Annotated in this window: 12 protein-coding genes and 1 pseudogene; 6 read left to right on the plus strand and 7 right to left on the minus strand. The window is 71.9% G+C overall.

Annotated features, from left to right (window positions below; translation table 11 throughout):
* A pseudogene (locus ACH495_RS20045) lies at nt 1–533 on the plus strand (hypothetical protein); the annotation flags it as partial.
* A 71-nt stretch (nt 534–604) separates the two neighbouring features.
* Here ACH495_RS20045 and pulA read toward each other — a convergent pair.
* Nucleotides 605–6100, minus strand: coding sequence for a pullulanase-type alpha-1,6-glucosidase (pulA, locus tag ACH495_RS20050; protein ID WP_396859248.1), 5496 nt, complete (start codon nt 6098–6100; stop codon nt 605–607).
* 141 nt (nt 6101–6241) lie between these two features.
* Nucleotides 6242–6937 (minus strand): cellulose binding domain-containing protein, encoded by a 696-nt coding sequence (locus ACH495_RS20055; protein ID WP_396859249.1) that lies wholly within the window; start codon nt 6935–6937, stop codon nt 6242–6244.
* A 188-nt stretch (nt 6938–7125) separates the two neighbouring features.
* On the opposite strand from ACH495_RS20055, the gene ACH495_RS20060 reads away from it, so the two are divergent.
* On the plus strand, nt 7126–7725 hold the full coding sequence (locus tag ACH495_RS20060; RefSeq protein ID WP_396859250.1) for a GNAT family N-acetyltransferase: 600 nt from the start codon (nt 7126–7128) through the stop codon (nt 7723–7725).
* A gap of 52 nt (nt 7726–7777) precedes the next feature.
* Here ACH495_RS20060 and ACH495_RS20065 read toward each other — a convergent pair whose 3' ends face one another.
* On the minus strand, nt 7778–8431 hold the full coding sequence (locus ACH495_RS20065) for a GPP34 family phosphoprotein (RefSeq protein WP_396859251.1): 654 nt from the start codon (nt 8429–8431) through the stop codon (nt 7778–7780).
* A 196-nt stretch (nt 8432–8627) separates the two neighbouring features.
* Here ACH495_RS20065 and ACH495_RS20070 point away from each other — a divergent pair, with 196 nt between their 5' ends.
* Nucleotides 8628–10136 (plus strand): APC family permease, encoded by a 1509-nt coding sequence (locus tag ACH495_RS20070; RefSeq protein WP_396859252.1) that lies wholly within the window; start codon nt 8628–8630, stop codon nt 10134–10136.
* Between the two features lie 74 nt (nt 10137–10210).
* On the opposite strand, the gene ACH495_RS20075 is transcribed toward ACH495_RS20070, so the two are convergent.
* Both ACH495_RS20075 and ACH495_RS20080 read right to left on the minus strand, forming a co-directional pair.
* Nucleotides 10211–10600: a hypothetical protein gene (locus ACH495_RS20075; RefSeq protein ID WP_396859253.1), complete on the minus strand. Its 390-nt coding sequence runs from the start codon at nt 10598–10600 to the stop codon at nt 10211–10213.
* A gap of 40 nt (nt 10601–10640) precedes the next feature.
* A complete protein-coding gene (locus tag ACH495_RS20080; RefSeq protein ID WP_396859254.1) occupies nt 10641–11333 on the minus strand; it encodes a hypothetical protein in 693 nt (230 codons plus the stop codon).
* Between ACH495_RS20080 and ACH495_RS20085 the strand changes: the two genes are divergently transcribed.
* Both ACH495_RS20085 and ACH495_RS20090 read left to right on the plus strand, forming a co-directional pair.
* Nucleotides 11332–11520, plus strand: coding sequence for a hypothetical protein (locus ACH495_RS20085; protein WP_139128748.1), 189 nt, complete (start codon nt 11332–11334; stop codon nt 11518–11520). The two genes, ACH495_RS20080 and ACH495_RS20085, sit on opposite strands and share 2 nt — an antisense overlap.
* Before the next feature lie 54 nt (nt 11521–11574).
* Nucleotides 11575–12303, plus strand: coding sequence for a hypothetical protein (locus tag ACH495_RS20090; protein WP_396859255.1), 729 nt, complete (start codon nt 11575–11577; stop codon nt 12301–12303).
* Nucleotides 12304–12411: 108 nt separating this feature from the next.
* Here ACH495_RS20090 and ACH495_RS20095 read toward each other — a convergent pair whose 3' ends face one another.
* Entirely contained in the window at nt 12412–13065 is a 654-nt protein-coding gene (locus ACH495_RS20095) for a DedA family protein (protein ID WP_396859256.1), read from the minus strand.
* A 23-nt stretch (nt 13066–13088) separates the two neighbouring features.
* The gene (locus ACH495_RS20100) at nt 13089–13445 is read right to left on the minus strand and encodes a VOC family protein (RefSeq protein ID WP_396859257.1); all 357 of its coding nucleotides are present in this window, start codon (nt 13443–13445) and stop codon (nt 13089–13091) included.
* A 156-nt stretch (nt 13446–13601) separates the two neighbouring features.
* On the opposite strand from ACH495_RS20100, the gene ACH495_RS20105 reads away from it, so the two are divergent.
* Nucleotides 13602–16457: an aconitate hydratase gene (locus ACH495_RS20105; protein ID WP_396859258.1), complete on the plus strand. Its 2856-nt coding sequence runs from the start codon at nt 13602–13604 to the stop codon at nt 16455–16457.
* The last annotated feature ends 219 nt before the right edge of the window (nt 16458–16676 follow it).

Raw genomic sequence — 16676 nt, forward strand, 5'->3', positions numbered from 1 at the left:
ACGGCGGCGGCATCTACGCCGAGAACACCGACCTCGACCTCGACAAGGTCGTCATCGCCAACAACCACGCCGACGGCGACGGCGGCGGCATCGTGGTCACCGGCGGCAAGCACTGGGGCTACCCCAACACCAAGGACGAGGGCAGCACCACGATCGCCGACAGCGTCATCGTCGACAACACCGCCAACCGCTTCGGCGGCGGCATCTACAACGGCGAATGGCTCGTCAAGATCGAAGACGGCTTCCTCACCCGCGACCACGACGAGGACGACAACGCCGCCCTCACCCTGCGCAACACCGTGGTCAAGGGCAACACCGCCCTCAACGGCGGCGGCATCTTCAACAACAAGGCCACCATCACCCTGACCAAGACCCACGTCACCAAGAACACCGCCACCGACGCCGGCAAGCTCCACCGCGTCGCCGGCGGCATCCTCAACAACGAGGGCCGCGTCAAGCTCGACGACGAGTCCCTCATCAGCGACAACGACCCCACCAACTGCGCCAACACCGTCAAGGACTGCTTCAACTGACCTGACGGACCCGGGGTACGCACCGGCCCCCCTGCCACCAGTGGCAGGGGGGCCGGTCGGTCGTGCCGCGGTCAGCTCTGGACGAACACCGCCACGCTGCGCGCCGGCACGGTGAACGTGCCGCCGGACCGGTCGAACGAGGCCGTCCGCAGCGCCGGGTCGGCCGAGTTCCGCAGCACCGGGTGCAGCGCCACGTTCGCCCCACGCAGGCCGGTCACGGTCTGCTTCGCCGTCTCCGGAGTGGCGTTGAAGACCACAGTCACCGACTTCCACGCCCCGCCCAGCCCACGGGCGTCCAGCGTCATGGTGAGCACGCCGGGGGTCTCCTTCGCCCCGGACAGCGGGAACGCGACCCGCTTCTGCACCTGCTCGGCGCTGGGCAGCCCGAACACCGGCGAGGACCGGCGGATCCGGAGCAGCTCGGCGTACCGGGCGTCGGCCAGGTCGATCGCCGCGCAATCCGGGACCAGCTTCGCATCGGCCAGCAAGGGCTTGGCGTACGGCCACTTGTCCTTGTTGTCCTGCTCCGGCGGCAGACCGGCGCCGAACCCGTTGCCCTGGGCGCAGTCCCAGCGGATCTGGTTGAACCAGTCACCGGAGTTGAACGAGTTGCGGTCCAGCGACTTGGAGCGCAGCCGCTCCGAGCCGGCCGTCACGAACCCGGTTCCCTGCCCGAACGCGGTGGTGGCCAGCGCGAGCACCTGCATCCGGGCCCGGTCCTGCGCCGAGGTGCCCTGCGGCAGCTTGTACGCCAACGCGTCGTACAGGATCTCGTTGTCGTGCGCGTCGACGTACGTGACCGCCTCGCCCGGCGCGGCGGTGTAGCCGGCCGGAGCGCCGTTGTAGTCGACCTGCGCGCCGGTCACCCGCCTGCCGGCGGAGTCGGTGAACCGGTAGTCGCGCAGGTTGCCGGTCAGCCCCACCTTGATCAGGTCGTGGGCGTGCAGCAGCCGGGCCTTCTGCTCGGCGGCCGAACCGTTGACCTCGTCGCCGTTCGGGTCGGTGAACAGGCCGGAGGCGAAGCCCTGCACCCGCGGGTTGGCGTCGAACGGGCCGCCGCCGCGCACCGCGTCGCGGAGCCGGTCGTTGAACGTGCCGATCCCGGTGCCGGCCATGTTGGCCTGGGTGGCCTGCGTGAACCGGGCGTCGTTCGCGACCTCGCCGAAGTTCCAGCCCTCGCCGTACAGCATGATCTTCTTGCCGTCGACGCCGTCGCGGGCGAGCGTGAGCTTGTCCAGCGCGGCCCGTACGGCCAGGATGTTCGCCTTCGGGTGGTGGCCCATCAGGTCGAACCGGAACCCGTCCACCTTGTACGCCGTGGCCCAGGTGACCAGCGAGTCCACCACGAGCTTGCCCATCATGGCGTGTTCCGGGGCGGTGTTGGCGCAGCAGGTCGAGTTGGCGACCGTGCCGTCGTCCAGCAGCCGGTGGTAGTAGCCGGGCACCACCTGGTCGAGCACCGACTTCCCGTCGGTGCCGGCGGCCGAGGTGTGGTTGTAGACCACGTCCATGACCACCCGCAGGCCGGCCTGGTTCACCCCGGCGACCATCTGCCGGAACTCGGTGGTGCGCTTCGCGCCGCTCGGGTCGACCGCGTAGCCGCCCTCCGGCACGGTGTAGTGCAGCGGGTCGTACCCCCAGTTGTAGCCGTCCTTGTCGGCCACCGCCGCGACGCACTTCTGCTGCTGGTCCGAGTCCGGCGGCAGCTTGGCCAGGTCGCAGGCCGGCTGGGCCTGGTCGGCCCGCTTCTCCGGAATGGTGGCGAAGTCGAACGCCGGCAGCAGGTGCAGGTAGTTGACCCCGGCGTCGCCGAGCGCCCGCAGGTGCTTCATCCCGGCCGTGTTCGGGTCGGTGAACGCGAGGTAGGTGCCCCGCTTCTCGGCCGGGACGGTGGTGTCGGCGATGGAGAAGTCCCGCACCGACAGCTCGGAGATCTGCGCCTTCGACGCGGGCACGGCCGCCGGCTTGCGCAGCTTCGCCCAGCCGGCCGGCGCCAGCGCCGGGTCGGTCAGGTCGACGATCTGGCTGTGCGTGGAGTCCGGCGCGAGCGCCACCGAGTAGGGGTCGGTCACCGACGCGGTGACCACCTTCTGCGCGGCCGGCTGCCACGCCTCCACCTGGTAGCGGTAGTAGCGGCCGGTCCACGCCGTGGTGCCGCGCACCGACCAGACGCCGGTGCGGTCGTTGCGGCTCATCGCCACCGTGCTCGGCTGCGCCGTCGGCGAGTCGAACAGTTGCAGCGACACCTTCCGCGCGGTCGGCGCCCACACGGCCAGCGTGGGCACCCGACCGGCGAACGTCGGGCCGAGCTTCACCCCGGTGGCCGCCGCGTAGACGTCGTCCAGCACGCCGGGGATCTGCACGCCGGTGGCGCCGAGCAGCACGCCCTCGGCGTCCCGCTCGGTGACCACGAGCTGCCCGCGCAGCGCCGCCGGCACCTTGGCCAGGTCGGCGCGGTCAAGCGAGAAGGCGCGAGAGGCCCAGAGCTGGGGGTACGCCTGCCGCTGCGCCTCGGTCAGCCCGTTGCGCTGCGCCCGCAGCGGCAGCGTGGTGTACGTCCCGGTCAGCTCGCCGTCGGCGACGCCGATCCCGCCGGCCGGGGCGGCGACCAGCGCGTACTTCTTGCCGTCGGTCGGGCCGGTGGCCCAGGCGACGGTGGACCGGTCGATCCACTGCGCCTTCTGCTTGGCGATGTCGACGTCCTTGGCCACGCCGGAGCTGGTCGCCGGCAGCAGCCGGCCCTTGACGCCGGCCAGCAGCCACACCTCGTGCCCGACGCCGGTCAGGTCGAGCCGCTGATCGTCCGGCTGATCCTTCTCGTCGCCCTTGTGGATGATGTAGCTCAGCCCGGTCGCGCCGGCGGCCAGGGGCACCCGGAACACCGCGCCGTACGCGTCGATCTTCTCCGGCTTGAGCGGGGCGGCCCAGTCGGTCGGGTTGGCCGCGCCGTCCCACAGGTGCAGGCCCCAGCCGTCGTAGTTGCCGTCGGCCTTGCGCCAGTGGATGACCGCGGTGCCCTGGTCGACGGCCGGGTCCGGCTCGCCGGTGGCGGCCTGCCGGGTCGGGTAGAGCGTCGGGTCGCCCTGCTTGACCCAGACCTCGCCGGTCTGCGTCACGTCGATGGTGCGGTCGTTGGCCACGTCCTTGTTGCCGTCGGAGTCGACCACCAGGAAGCCGACGGACTTCGCGCCGGGCTTCAGCTTCACCCAGGCGAACCGGCCGTACGCGTCCTCACCGGCGAACGGCTGCCCCTTGGGCCACTCGGTGGCGTACGCCGGGTCGATGTCGCCCCAGGCGTAGAGCCCCCAGTCGGCGTATCCGCCGGCCGGGCGCTGGTAGTGCACGATCGCCCAGTCCCGGGACGCGCCCTGGGCCGGGGTGCCGACCGTGCCGGTGGTGCGGGCGGCGGCGGTGCGGCCCTTGCCGTCGCGGACCACCGCCTTGTACTCCACGGTCGCGCCGCCGGGCAGGCCGGTCAGGTCGTGGTGGACCGTGTACGGGGCACGGTGGGCGCTGCCCAGCAGCGTCCACTTCCCGCCGGGCACCCGGGCGGCGAACGTGACGGTGGCGAGCGGGTCGCCGCCGACCTGGGCGGTGATGGCGGTCTTGCCGGCGACCGGTGCGTCACCCGGCTCGGTCAGCGTGATCGTCGGGGCCGCGCCGGCCGGCGGGATCGCCCGGTCGGCCTTGAGCACCACTGCCGACATGGCCGGCACGGTGACGCTCAGCTTGCCGTCGGCGCCGGCCGTCGCGGCGGCGGCGCCGCCGTAGATGCCGGTGAAGCGGGCACCGGCCGACCAGGTGTCCACGGTGACAGTCTGCGGGGTGGCGGCGTTGTTCACCGCCGCGACGTGTTCCACCCGCTCGGCGGGCAGGACGCGGGAGAACGCGAACACGCCGGGGCCGTCGGCCGCGTAGCGGGTGACCTGGACGCCGTCGCGCAGCGCCGGGTGCGCCGCCCGGAGCCTGCCCAGCTCGGCGATGGTCCGGTAGAGCGGGTGCCGGGTGTCGTACTGGTCGGACGCGTGGGTGCGGGTGGTGCCGATCAGGTCGTCGTCCAGGTAGTCCGCGGTGCGCGAGGCGAACATGTCCTGGCGGGCGTCCTTGTCCCCGCCGGGGCCGGTGAAGCCCTGCTCGTCGCCGGAGTAGACCACCGGCTGGCCGCGGGTGAGGAACATCAGCTGGTGGGCGAGCTGGTCGCGGCGCAACTGGGTGGCGTCGTCACCGCCGGCCGCGGCGATGAACGAGCCGATCCGGCCCATGTCGTGGCTGCCGAGGAACGTGGGCAGCCGGTTGGCGTCGGTGTCCCGGGCGGCGTACAGGTCGTCCTTGGCGTAGACGTCGGCGAGCGCCTTGGCCGAGCCGTCGGCGGCGGTGTAGCCGCGCGCCGCCTCCTGGAACGAGAAGTCAAGCGTGGCGGGCAGGCCGCCCTGCCGCACGTACGTCGACTCGATCTCCTGGTCGGCGCTGTAGACCTCGCCGAACATGAAGAAGTCCTTCTTGCCGGCCTTCGCCGCGTAGGCGTCGATGCCGCGGGTGAACTGCGGCCAGAAGTCGAGGTTGGCGTGCTTGACGGTGTCGAGGCGGAAGCCGTCGACGCCGGCCTTGCCGATCCACTGACCGTAGATGTCGGTCATGCCGCGGACCACCTCGGGACGCTCGGTCCACAGGTCGTCGAGGCCGAAGAAGTCGCCGTACTCGCTGTTCTCCCCGGCGAACGTGGAGTCACCGCGGTTGTGGTACATGGTCGGGGCGTTGAGCCACGCCGGGACCTTGACCTTCGCGTCGGCCGGGCTGGCGAACGTCGGGGTGTACGGGAACGAATCCCGGTTGACCTGCGGGAACTTCCGCGTGCCGTCGGCGTAGTTGCGGTCCTCGAAGGCCCGCCCCTGCGCGTCGCGGTAGGGCTCGGTCTTCTTGTCGACGTAGCCGTACTTGTCCTCGGCGTACCGGATGACGTCGGCGGTGTGGTTGACGATGATGTCGAGGTAGACCTTGATGCCGCGCCGGTGCGCGAGGTCGACCAGCTTCTTCAGCTCGGCGTTGGTGCCGAAGTGCGGGTCGACCTGGGTGAAGTCGGTGATCCAGTAGCCGTGGTAGCCGGCCGAGACGTCGGCGCCGGTGCCCTGCACGGGCCGGTTCTTGAAGATCGGGGCCAGCCAGATGGCGGTGGTGCCCATCTGCTGGATGTAGTCCATCTTGTCGATGACGCCCTTGAGGTCACCGCCGTGGTAGAAGCCCTTGTCCGCGGGGTCCAGGCCGGTGGCGAGCCGGTCGCCGCGCAGGCCGCCGGTGTCGTTGCGCTTGTCGCCGTTGGCGAAGCGGTCCGGCAGCACGAAGTAGAACTGCTCCGCCTTGGCGGTGGTGGTGCCCGCCTTCAGCAGCGCCTCCGCGGACGGCTCCCGGTTCCACTGGGGGGCGTTGCCGGCGGCCAGCACGTCGGGGGTGACGCGGTGGGCGCCGTCGGCACCGAGCTGGTGGAGGGCCACCGGCACGCCGACGAGGGTGAGTACGAGGGAGGAGACCAGGGCGAGCAACGCCTTGGGGGATATCGGCGTCGGTTTCATCGACGGCCTTTCTCTGGTCGCTGATTCGCCCGCACGCTAGCTCTTGCCGAAACATTCTGCAATAGCTTGCAAACAAAGTCGAAACACGACAGCCGTCTTGCAAAACCGTCCGGACACCGTGCGGTCGTCCGGACGGCTGGATCAGAGACCGGCGCAGGTCACGCCGTCGACCGTGCAGCTCTCCGGCCGGGTGGTGCCGGTCCGTTCGAGGTGGAAGCGCACCGGCACCGACGCGCCCGGCGCCAGGTCGACGCCGCTGCGATAGGTGAAGACGCCGCCGTCGAAGCCGAAGGTGCCCTGTTCGGCGCCTTCCACCCAGGCGGTGACCAGGCGGCCCTGCGGGTACGTCAGCCGCACCGTCCAGCCGTGCGCCGTACCCCCGGTGTTGACCAGCCGCACCTCGCCGATGAAGCCGCCGTCGAAGCTGCTCACCACCGCGTACCGGCCGGTCACCGCGGACGGCGGCGCCGGGGGTTGCGGTGGCGGCGCCGGCGGCGCCGGACGGACGTCGCCGCGCGGGCTGCCGGTCGACACGGCCGGCGTCGGCCGGGCCGGCAGCACCGTCGACCGGGGCGACAGCCCCGGGAGCACCGGCCGCCCGGGCGTGCTCGGCGGTCCCCCCGCCACCGTGGGCGAGGTCGCCGCGGCGGTCGGCAGACCCGGCAGCGACATCGCCGGATCGGTCGGCGACGCCGGGAACGTCCGCCGGCCCCGCACCGAACCGAGCGCCACCGCCAGCAGCACCACCATCACGATCACGCCGATCGCCACGACCACCCAGGGCGACGAGGTGATGGCGGACCCGGGTGACGGGGCGGCGCGACGGTTGTGGGACATGCTCCTCCTGTCGACGGGCGGAACCGCCCGGCTGGCCTCCCCCGTCGGCGGACTGCGCCAGCCTAGCCAGCGGACCGGTTCGCGGCGAGTGTCCGGTCCGGGGGCCTGCCGCGCGGCGCGGCCACCTGATACGTTGCACGCCGATCGATGACCACAATGGCTCGTTGAGCCGGCAGGACGGGTGGCCAGTGACTGAGTGGCAGGGCAACATCCGGCGCGCGTCCACCGCGGACGCCGCCGTCGTGACCGGAATCCTCGCCGAGGCGTTCATGCAGGACCCGGTGAGCAGTTGGATCTTCCCGGCGGACGACCACCGGGCGCGGGTGCACCCCGCCTTCTTCGGGCCGTTCGTCGCGCTGGCGCTGCGGACCGGTGAGGTCCACGTGGCCGGCGACGGGCTGGGCGCCACGCTCTGGCTGCCGGTCGGCGACGACCACGGCGCCGACGAGGGCGACGAGTTCGCCGAGCTGGAGGCCGCGATCGGGCCGGACGCGATGAAGCGGTTCGGCATGCTCGACGAGCAGATGACCGCGAACCACCCGGCCGAGCCGCACTGGTACCTGCCGTTCATCGCGGTGCACCCGGCGCACCACGGCAAGGGCGTGGGCTCGGCGCTGCTGCGCGACAAGCTGACCGGGCTGGACCGCGCCGGCACCGCCGCGTACCTGGAGGCCAGCTCGCCGCGCAACGCCGCGCTCTACGAGCGACTCGGCTTCCGGCGTCGACCGACCACGCTGGACCTGCCGGATGGTCCCCGCCTCTATCCGATGTGGCGCGAGCCCGCCTGAGGCGTGCCCGTCCCGTCCCGGTCCGCCGGGGCGGGACGTCACCGGCGGTACGTCACCGGCGGACCGTCGTGGTGCTGACGTCCAACGCACCCACCACCGCGGCGAGCAGCCCGTCGAGCTGCGCCGGCAGGAACCGACGGCAGTCCCGCATCCGGCCGCCCACCTGCGGGTCGAAGATGTGCGCGGCGAGCCCGACCGCCTCGGCGAGACTCGCCAGCAGCAGCGTGCCCGGGTCCAGCTCGGCCGGGGACGAGTGCATCAGCATGGCGGTCAGCCGCACCCGTGGCGAGGCCGCCTGGTTCGGGTCGATGGCCGGCCAGCGCACCTGGCGACCGATCAGCTTGCCCTGCTCCCGGCGGAGGACGCCGGCGGTGACCAGCCGCGTCCCGACCCGCTCGTTGATGTTGAGCTGGGTCCGCAGGTAGCGGATCCACAACCGGGCCGGATGCGCGCCCTCGCGGCGCAGGATCTCGGTGATCAGCAGGTCGGTCAGCGGCTCCTGCCAGAGCCGCGGGTCGACCGCGGCGATGCCGCCACCGTCGAGCGCGATCCGGCCCTCGAACATCAGCTCGGCGAGCGCGGCGCCGGCCAGCCCGCACTCCAGCCGGTCGACGGCGACGTGCGGCTTACCGGTGAACTCGTCATGTCCGATGAGGAACAGCGCATCGGCGAGCCGGTACGTGGCTTGTGCCCCGGGGTAGGTCATGGTCCATCCTCGAACGGTGGCCGTGATCGTCGACACGGGACGGTACGGCATGACCACGCACAGCTCAATTCCGGTCGTACACACGCGTCCTAATCGATATCGAAGTGGGCTTGTGACGATCCGTGATCACCAATACCCTGCCTGAGGTTGTTCTGAAGTAGACACCTCAAACCCCTTCCCCTCCCCTGGAGAAGCCTTGTCCTCCGATCCGTTCTTCTCCGACGGTGGGCTGCGCCGTGGCCGTCTCGGCACCGCCCATCTCGTCTTCTTCACCGTCGCCGCCTCGGCCCCGCTGACCGTTCTCGGCGGTGGCGTCACCACCATGTACGCGGTCAGCGGCAACATCGGCGCCGCGCTGGGCTACGTGCTGCTCGCGGCCGTGCTCGCGATCTTCGCCACCGGCTACGCCGCGATGAGCCGGTACGTCGCCAACGCGGGCGCGTTCTACGCGTACATCGCCAACGGGCTCGGCCGGGCCGGCGGGGTGGCCGGCTCGGCGGTCGCGCTGGCCGCGTACAACGCCATCCAGATCGGCCTATACGGGCTGTTCGGCGCCATCATGTCGGACTTCATGTCGGCCAAGGCCGGGCTGGACCTCAAGTGGTGGGTCTGGGCGCTGCTGGCCTGGGTCTTCATCGCCGTGCTCGGCGTGCTGCGCATCGACCTGAACGCCAGCGTCCTCGCGGTGCTGCTCGTCCTGGAGTGCGTGGCCGTGCTGATCTTCGACCTGGTGGCGTTCGCCCACCCGGCCGGCGGCGCCGTCACCACCGCCGGCATCAGCCCCGGCCACCTGTTCGGGGCCGGGTTCGGCGCCGTGCTGGCGTTCACCATCGCCTCCTTCACCGGCTTCGAGAGCGGCGCCATCTACAGCGAGGAGGTCAAGGACCCGCGCCGCACCGTGGCCCGGGCCACCTACATCGCGGTCGCGTTCACCGGCCTGTTCTACGCCTTCTCCGCCTGGGCACTCACGGTGCTGACCGGGCCGGAGAACGCGCCGCAGGCCAGCGCCGAGGCCGGTCCCGGCGTGATCTTCGGCGCCCTCGACCAGTACTCCGGCGCCGTGGTGGCGGACATCGCGAACGTCCTGTTCATCACCAGCGTGCTGGCCGCCCTGCTGTCGTTCCACAACGGCGTGGCCCGCTACCTGTTCGCCCTCGGCCGGGAGAACGTCCTGCCCCGCTTCCTCGGCGCGACCTCCAGCCGCAGCGGCGCCCCGGTGGCCGGCTCGCTGGTGCAGAGCGTCCTGGCCGTGGTGGTCTTCGTGGGGTTCGCGATGTCCGGCCGGGACCCGGTCATCGACCTGTTCACCTGGCTGTCCGGCTCGGCCGCGGTCGGCGTCGTGCTGCTGATGACGCTCACCTCGGCCTCCGTCGTCGGCTTCTTCCGGGGCCGCGGCGGCCCGGAGTCGGCCTGGCAGCGGGCGATCGCCCCGGCGCTCGGCACCGTCCTGCTGGCCGCCGTGCTGCTGGTGCTGCTGTTCAACTTCGACGCGCTGCTCGCACCGGACACCGCGAGCTACCTCAAGTGGCTGCTGCCGGCGATCCCGGTGGTGGCCGGCGCCCTCGGCCTGATCTGGGGCGGCGTGCTGCGCACCAGCCGGCCGGACACCTACCGGCGGATCGGCCAGCTCGACGAGGAGGGCCTGCACGAGCCCGGCCTGCACTCGGCCCCCGAGCCCGACCGGTGGGCCGGCAGCCACCGCTGAGCACGTAAGGCGGGGCCCCTTCTTAACGTCTTCGGTAGAGGAGGGGGCCCCGCTTAACACCCGGGGCGGGCGGCTCAGGCGGTGCGGATGACGGTGCAGATGGCCGGGCCCTCGTCGGTGGCCCGCAGCAGGTAGCGGTAGTGCTCGCCGGGCACCGCGCCGCCCTGGCTGTCCAGGAACTCCCACCGCACCGCCACCTCGGTCAGCAGCGCCGAGACCTGTTGCACGTCTTCGATCTGCGCGTTCGCGGCGACCAGCTCCCGCTCCTGGTAGTCGGGCGCGGCACCGACGAAACTGAGCGCCACCGCGGCCGGCGAGGTGAACGAGAAGCTGTAGGTGTCGGCGACCACCAGCCCGGGCAGCGCGTAGCAGGCGGCGATGGCCGGCACGTCGGCGTTGGTCAGCGCCACGCCGTACCGGTCGAAGAAGTCGGAGAGCGTGTCGAGGTCGGTGGAAGCCGTCACGACGCTCTCCATTACCGGCCCACCGGCCCGGCAAACCTGGTCAGCGCGGCGGGATGCGCACCTCGATCTCCGCGCCGAGCTGCGCGCCGCCGGTCAGGGCCAGGTCGTCGCCACTCCAGAACCGTCCCGGGTCGTACCAGTTGGGCCGGCGGCCGGCCGGCAGCAACCCCATCGCCTCGTAGGTCACCGCCACCACCTCCGCGCAGTACGCGGTCTCCAGCGCCCGGTCACGTGCCTGTCCCCCGGCGTCCGGCGCGCGGCGGTCGCCCGGCACGGGGCCCGCGTCCGAGGTGGACCGGCGCCACGGTGGTTGCGGCACCCGGCCCCGGGCCCAACGCCAGGCGAGCTGCGCGGTGGACGGGAACGGCGTGCCGTCCAGACGCGCCACGGTACGCAGCACCGCCTCCTCCATCGTGGCGTCGGCGGGCGGGTCGAGCTGGCGCAGCCAGCCGCGCTGGCCGTACCGGTTGGCCCACACGCAGACCGCGTCGCGCAGGTCGTGCAGCTGCACGCCGCGCTGGCGGGTGCCGGTCCACATGTCCGGCAGCGAACGACCCAGCTCCGCGTGCCACATCAACGGCGGCATGTCGTCCAGCACCACCGCCATCCCCACGTGGTTGACCGGGCTGTTGGTGGTGAACTGGATGGCGCGGTCGGGCACGCTCCGCCCGCGGAACACCCACAGGTCGCCGGTGCGGGTCAGCTCCACGGCCTCGTCCAGGCTGATGCTCATGGAGGACTACCCTAAGCCGATGCGGCAACGGATGCGGTGGTGGAAACTGCTCGGCCTGGCCGGTCTGGCGGGCGTCGCGGCGACGGGCGTGGTGGTGGCGCGGGCGGAACGGCAGCGCCGGGCGTACACGCCGGAGGAGATCCGGGACCGGTTGCGGGAGCGGCACGCCAAGGCGTCGTCCTCCTGATCTCCAGGACAACCGGGGCGGCGCGCGACGGCGCTCTGCCCTAGCATCGCCACCATGGCAAACAGTTTCTGGGAGACACAGTTTGTTCTCGACCCGCCGGCCGCCCCGGTCGAGCGGCACGGCGAGGTCGACCTGCACCTGCCGGCCGGCGACGGCCGTCATCCCGCGGTCGTGGTGGTGCACGGCGTTCCCGGGCCGCCCGACGCACCCGACGCCCGGGAGTGGCCGCTCTACCGGGGCTACGGCGCGCTGCTCGCCGAACAGGGCGTGGTGGCCGCACTCCCCCGGCTCGCCGTGGCCGGCCCGGACGACCTGATCACGGTCGCCGCCCGGGTCGCCGACGCAGCCGACCTGCTCCGCGCCGATCCCCGCGTCGACCCGGAGCGACTGGCGCTCTGGTTCTTCTCCGGCGCCGGCCTGCTGCTCGGCGACTGGCTCCGCGACCCGCCGGGCTGGCTGCGCGGCCTCGCCGCGACGTACCCGCTGCTGGCTCCGCTCCCCGAATGGCCCCCGGTCGACCCGCGCTTCCACCCGCTCGACGCGCTCACCACGGGCGACGTCGACCGGCCGCCGCTCGTGCTGACCCGGGTCGGTCGGGACCGGCCCGAGGTGGCGTCCACCATCGCGGCGTTCACGGCTGCCGCAACCCGGCACGGGCTGCCGCTGCACGTGGTCGACGTGCCGGACGGGCGGCACGGATTCGACGCCCTCGACCACACCGAGGAGTCGCGGGCCGCCGTACGCGCCGCCCGCGACGCCCTGCTCGACCTGCTCACCGCCTGAACCCGCCCACCCGCGGCGATCATGAGGTTGGCTGCCTGGTTGTCGGCGTGTCGGCCCGCCAACTTCATGATCGGCGCGCGGTGAACCCGGGGGTCGGGCCCGGTCGCGTCAGCGTTCCGTCGCCCCGACCGGCTCGGCCTGCTCGGGCGTCTCGACCGGGGCCAGCCGCTTCGCGCGGCGGCGCAGCCACCACGTGCTGACCAGGCCGGCCAGCACGGCGAGCACCAGCCCGGCCCAGGAGATGTCCTTGAGCCAGTGCTCGGCGGCCCGCCCGACGTAGAACAACAGGTAGGTCGTGCCGAACGCCCAGACCAGCCCGCCGGCCGCGTTCGCCACCAGGAACCGGCGGTACGGCACGTGCAGCGCCCCGGCCAGCGGGCCGGCGAGGATGCGCAGCAGCGCGACGAACCGGCCGAAGAAGACGGCCCACACACCGTGGCGGGCGAAGCTCTGCTCGGCGCGGGCCAGGTGCGCCGGGCCGAGGTGCTTGGGGAAGCGCCGGCCCAGCCGTTCCAGCAGTGGCCGGCCCCCGCGACGGCCGACCGCGTACCCGATGGAGTCACCGACTATCGCGCCGGTCGCGGCGGCGATGGCCACCCACTCGGGCTGGACCACCCCGGTGGCGGCGAGCAGGGCGGAGCTGACCAGCACGATCTCACCGGGCAGCGGGACGCCCATGCTCTCGACGCCGATCACCCCGGCGACGATCAGGTAGATCACGGCCGGGGGTAGCGCGGAGAGCCAGTGCTGCACGTCGACCACCCGCCGACCCTACCTCCGCCCGGTCACCCCGCGGGGGCCAGGAACTCCAGCCGGTTGCCGTGCGGGTCGAACGTGTGGAACCGCCGCATGCCGGGAATCTCGTCGTCGCCCCAGGTCACGGCGTGGCCGGCGGCGTGGAGCCGGGCGGCCAGCTCGTCCAGGTCGGTGCGGACCAGCGCCGGATGGGCCTTGCGGGCGGGGCGGAAGTCGTCCTCGACGCCGAGGTGCAGTTCGACGCCGTACCCGGTGAACCAGCAACCACCGCGGGCGGCGAGGGCCGGGGGTTTGGGTTTCTCGGTGAGGCCGAGCAGGCCGGCGTAGAAGGAGCGGGAGAGGTCCTCGGAGCCGCGTGGGCAGGCGAGCAGGACGTGGTGGATCATGGTGGCACCTCCTCGTCCCGCAGCGTGGCACGAGGTTGCGCGAATAGCAAGACGGACGTACGGTTTTGTAGAGACCGGCGCAGGTAAGTGTCGCCTAAGCACGGCGGCGCCCCGGTCGGTGCGACAAACTGCTCAGGACTACTCACGGTCGCTGGTGTGAAGGAGTACGACGTGGCGAGCCTCGACACCTTCGGTGCGAAGACCCAGCTACGCGTCGGAGACGCGAGCTACGAGATTTTCAGGATCGGCCAGGTGCCGGGGCACGACAGACTGCCCTACAGCCTCAAGATCCTGCTGGAGAACCTGCTGCGGACCGAGGACGGCGCGAACATCACCGCCGACCACATCCGGCAGCTCGGCGCGTGGGACCCCACCGCCGACCCGAGCGTGGAGATCCAGTTCACCCCGGCCCGGGTGCTGATGCAGGACTTCACCGGCGTGCCCTGTGTCGTCGACCTGGCGACCATGCGCGAGGCGGTCCGCGACCTCGGCGGCGACGCCACCAAGGTGAACCCGCTCGCGCCGGCCGAGCTGGTCATCGACCACTCCGTCATCGCCGACCTGTTCGGCCGCGAGGACGCGTTCGAGCGCAACGTCGAGCTGGAGTACGAGCGCAACAAGGAGCGCTACCAGTTCCTGCGCTGGGGCCAGACCGCGTTCAACGAGTTCAAGGTCGTCCCGCCGGGCACCGGCATCGTGCACCAGGTCAACATCGAGTACCTGGCCCGCACGATCATGGAGCGCAACGGCCAGGCGTACCCGGACACGGTCGTCGGCACCGACTCGCACACCACCATGGTCAACGGCCTGGGCGTGCTGGGCTGGGGCGTCGGCGGCATCGAGGCCGAGGCCGCGATGCTCGGCCAGCCGGTCAGCATGCTGATCCCCCGCGTGGTCGGCTTCAAGCTCTCCGGTGAGATGCCGGCCGGCACCACCGCCACCGACCTGGTGCTCACCATCACCGAGATGCTGCGCAAGCACGGCGTGGTCGGCAAGTTCGTCGAGTTCTACGGGCCGGGCGTGAGCGCGGTGCCGCTGGCCAACCGCGCCACCATCGGCAACATGTCGCCGGAGTACGGCTCCACCGTGGCGATCTTCCCGATCGACGGCGAGACGGTGCGCTACCTGGAGCTGACCGGGCGCGACCCGCAGCAGGTCGCGCTGGTCGAGGCGTACGCCAAGGAGCAGGGCCTCTGGCACGACCCGAACCACGAGCCGGAGTACTCGGAGCGCCTGGAGCTGGACCTCGGCACCATCGAGCCCTCCCTGGCCGGCCCGAAGCGCCCGCAGGACCGGGTGCCGCTGGGCAGCGCCAAGACGCTGTTCCGCTCGGCGCTGACCGACTACGTGGCGGCCGACGAGACCGGCGGCGACCCGGGCCGCAAGCCGGGCGTGCCGCAGCAGCAGAAGCCGTTCGGCACCGACGGCCCGGCCGACGAGGCCAGCGCCGAGTCCTTCCCGGCCAGCGACGCCCCGGCCAACGGCGTCAACGACCCGGCGGACGCGCCGCGTGACCTGGAGACCGCCGCCGTGGGCGCGGGCGGCCGGGCCAGCAACCCGGTCCGGGTGACCGGCACCGACGGCGTCGAGTACGAGCTGGACCACGGCGCCGTGGTGATCGCCGCGATCACCTCCTGCACCAACACCTCGAACCCGCAGGTGATGATCGGCGCCGCGCTGCTGGCCCGCAACGCGGTGGAGAAGGGGCTGGCCCGCAAGCCGTGGGTGAAGACCACCCTCGCGCCGGGCTCGAAGGTCGTCATGGACTACTACGACCGCGCCGGCCTCACGCCCTACCTGGAGAAGCTCGGCTTCAACCTGGTCGGCTACGGCTGCACCACCTGCATCGGCAACTCCGGCCCGCTGCCGGAGGAGGTCTCCGCCGCCGTCAACGAGGGCGACCTGGCCGTCGTCTCGGTGCTGTCGGGCAACCGCAACTTCGAGGGCCGGATCAACCCGGACGTCAAGATGAACTACCTGGCGTCCCCGCCGCTGGTGGTCGCGTACGCGCTCGCCGGCACGATGGACATCGACCTGGCGAACGAGCCGATCGGTGAGGACGCCCAGGGCAACCCGGTGTTCCTGCGGGAGATCTGGCCGAACACCGCCGAGATCCAGGACGTCATCGCCTCGGCGATCGGCGCCACCGGCTTCAGCGCCGCGTACGCCGACGTGTTCGCCGGCGACGAGCGCTGGCAGTCGCTGCCGACCCCGACCGGTGACACGTTCTCCTGGGCGGGCGACTCCACCTACGTGCGCAAGCCCCCGTACTTCGAGGGCATGCGGCGCCTGCCGGCGCCTGTCTCCGACATCGGTCCCGCGCGGGTGCTGGCGAAGCTGGGCGACTCGGTGACCACCGACCACATCTCGCCGGCCGGCTCGATCAAGGCGGACTCCCCCGCCGGCACGTACCTGGCCGAGCATGGCGTGGCCCGGCACGAGTTCAACTCGTACGGCTCGCGGCGGGGCAACCACGAGGTGATGATCCGGGGCACGTTCGCCAACATCCGGCTGCGCAACCAGCTCGTCCCGGGCGTGGAGGGCGGCTTCACGGTCAACCACCTGACCGGCGAGCAGTCCTCGATCTACGACGCCTCGATGGCCTACCAGGAGGCGGGCGTCCCGCTGGTCATCCTGGCCGGCAAGGAGTACGGCTCGGGCTCGTCGCGCGACTGGGCGGCCAAGGGCACCATGCTGCTGGGCGTGAAGGCCGTCATCGCCGAGTCGTACGAGCGGATCCACCGCTCGAACCTGATCGGCATGGGCGTCCTGCCGCTCCAGTTCCCGGTGGACACCACCGCCGAGTCGCTGGGCCTGACCGGCACCGAGACGTTCTCGATCAGCGGCGTCACCGCCCTGAACGACGGCGACACCCCGCGCACGGTGACTGTCACCACCGACACCGGCGTGGAGTTCGACGCCGTGGTCCGCATCGACACCCCCGGTGAGGCGGACTACTACCGGCACGGCGGCATCCTCCAGTACGTGCTGCGCCGCATGATCGCCAACTGACCGCGTACGGCTGGTCGAAGGCCGCTTCCCGCTCCGGCGGGGGGCGGCCTTCGCCGTACCGTGTTGGGCGTCGGCCTACCGGCGAGCGGTCCCGGTGGCGTCCGCCGCGGATTCCAGTACGACCTTCACCCGGGCGAGGGCACGGCGACGATGCCCTGACTTCCGGGCGTGTCGGCCCGGGAATTCGTGTCACGTCAGAGCGGTATACCTCAGAGGCAT

This window comes from Micromonospora sp. NPDC018662, from assembly GCF_044391475.1.
In the GTDB taxonomy this organism is placed as follows: Bacteria; Actinomycetota; Actinomycetes; order Mycobacteriales; family Micromonosporaceae; genus Micromonospora.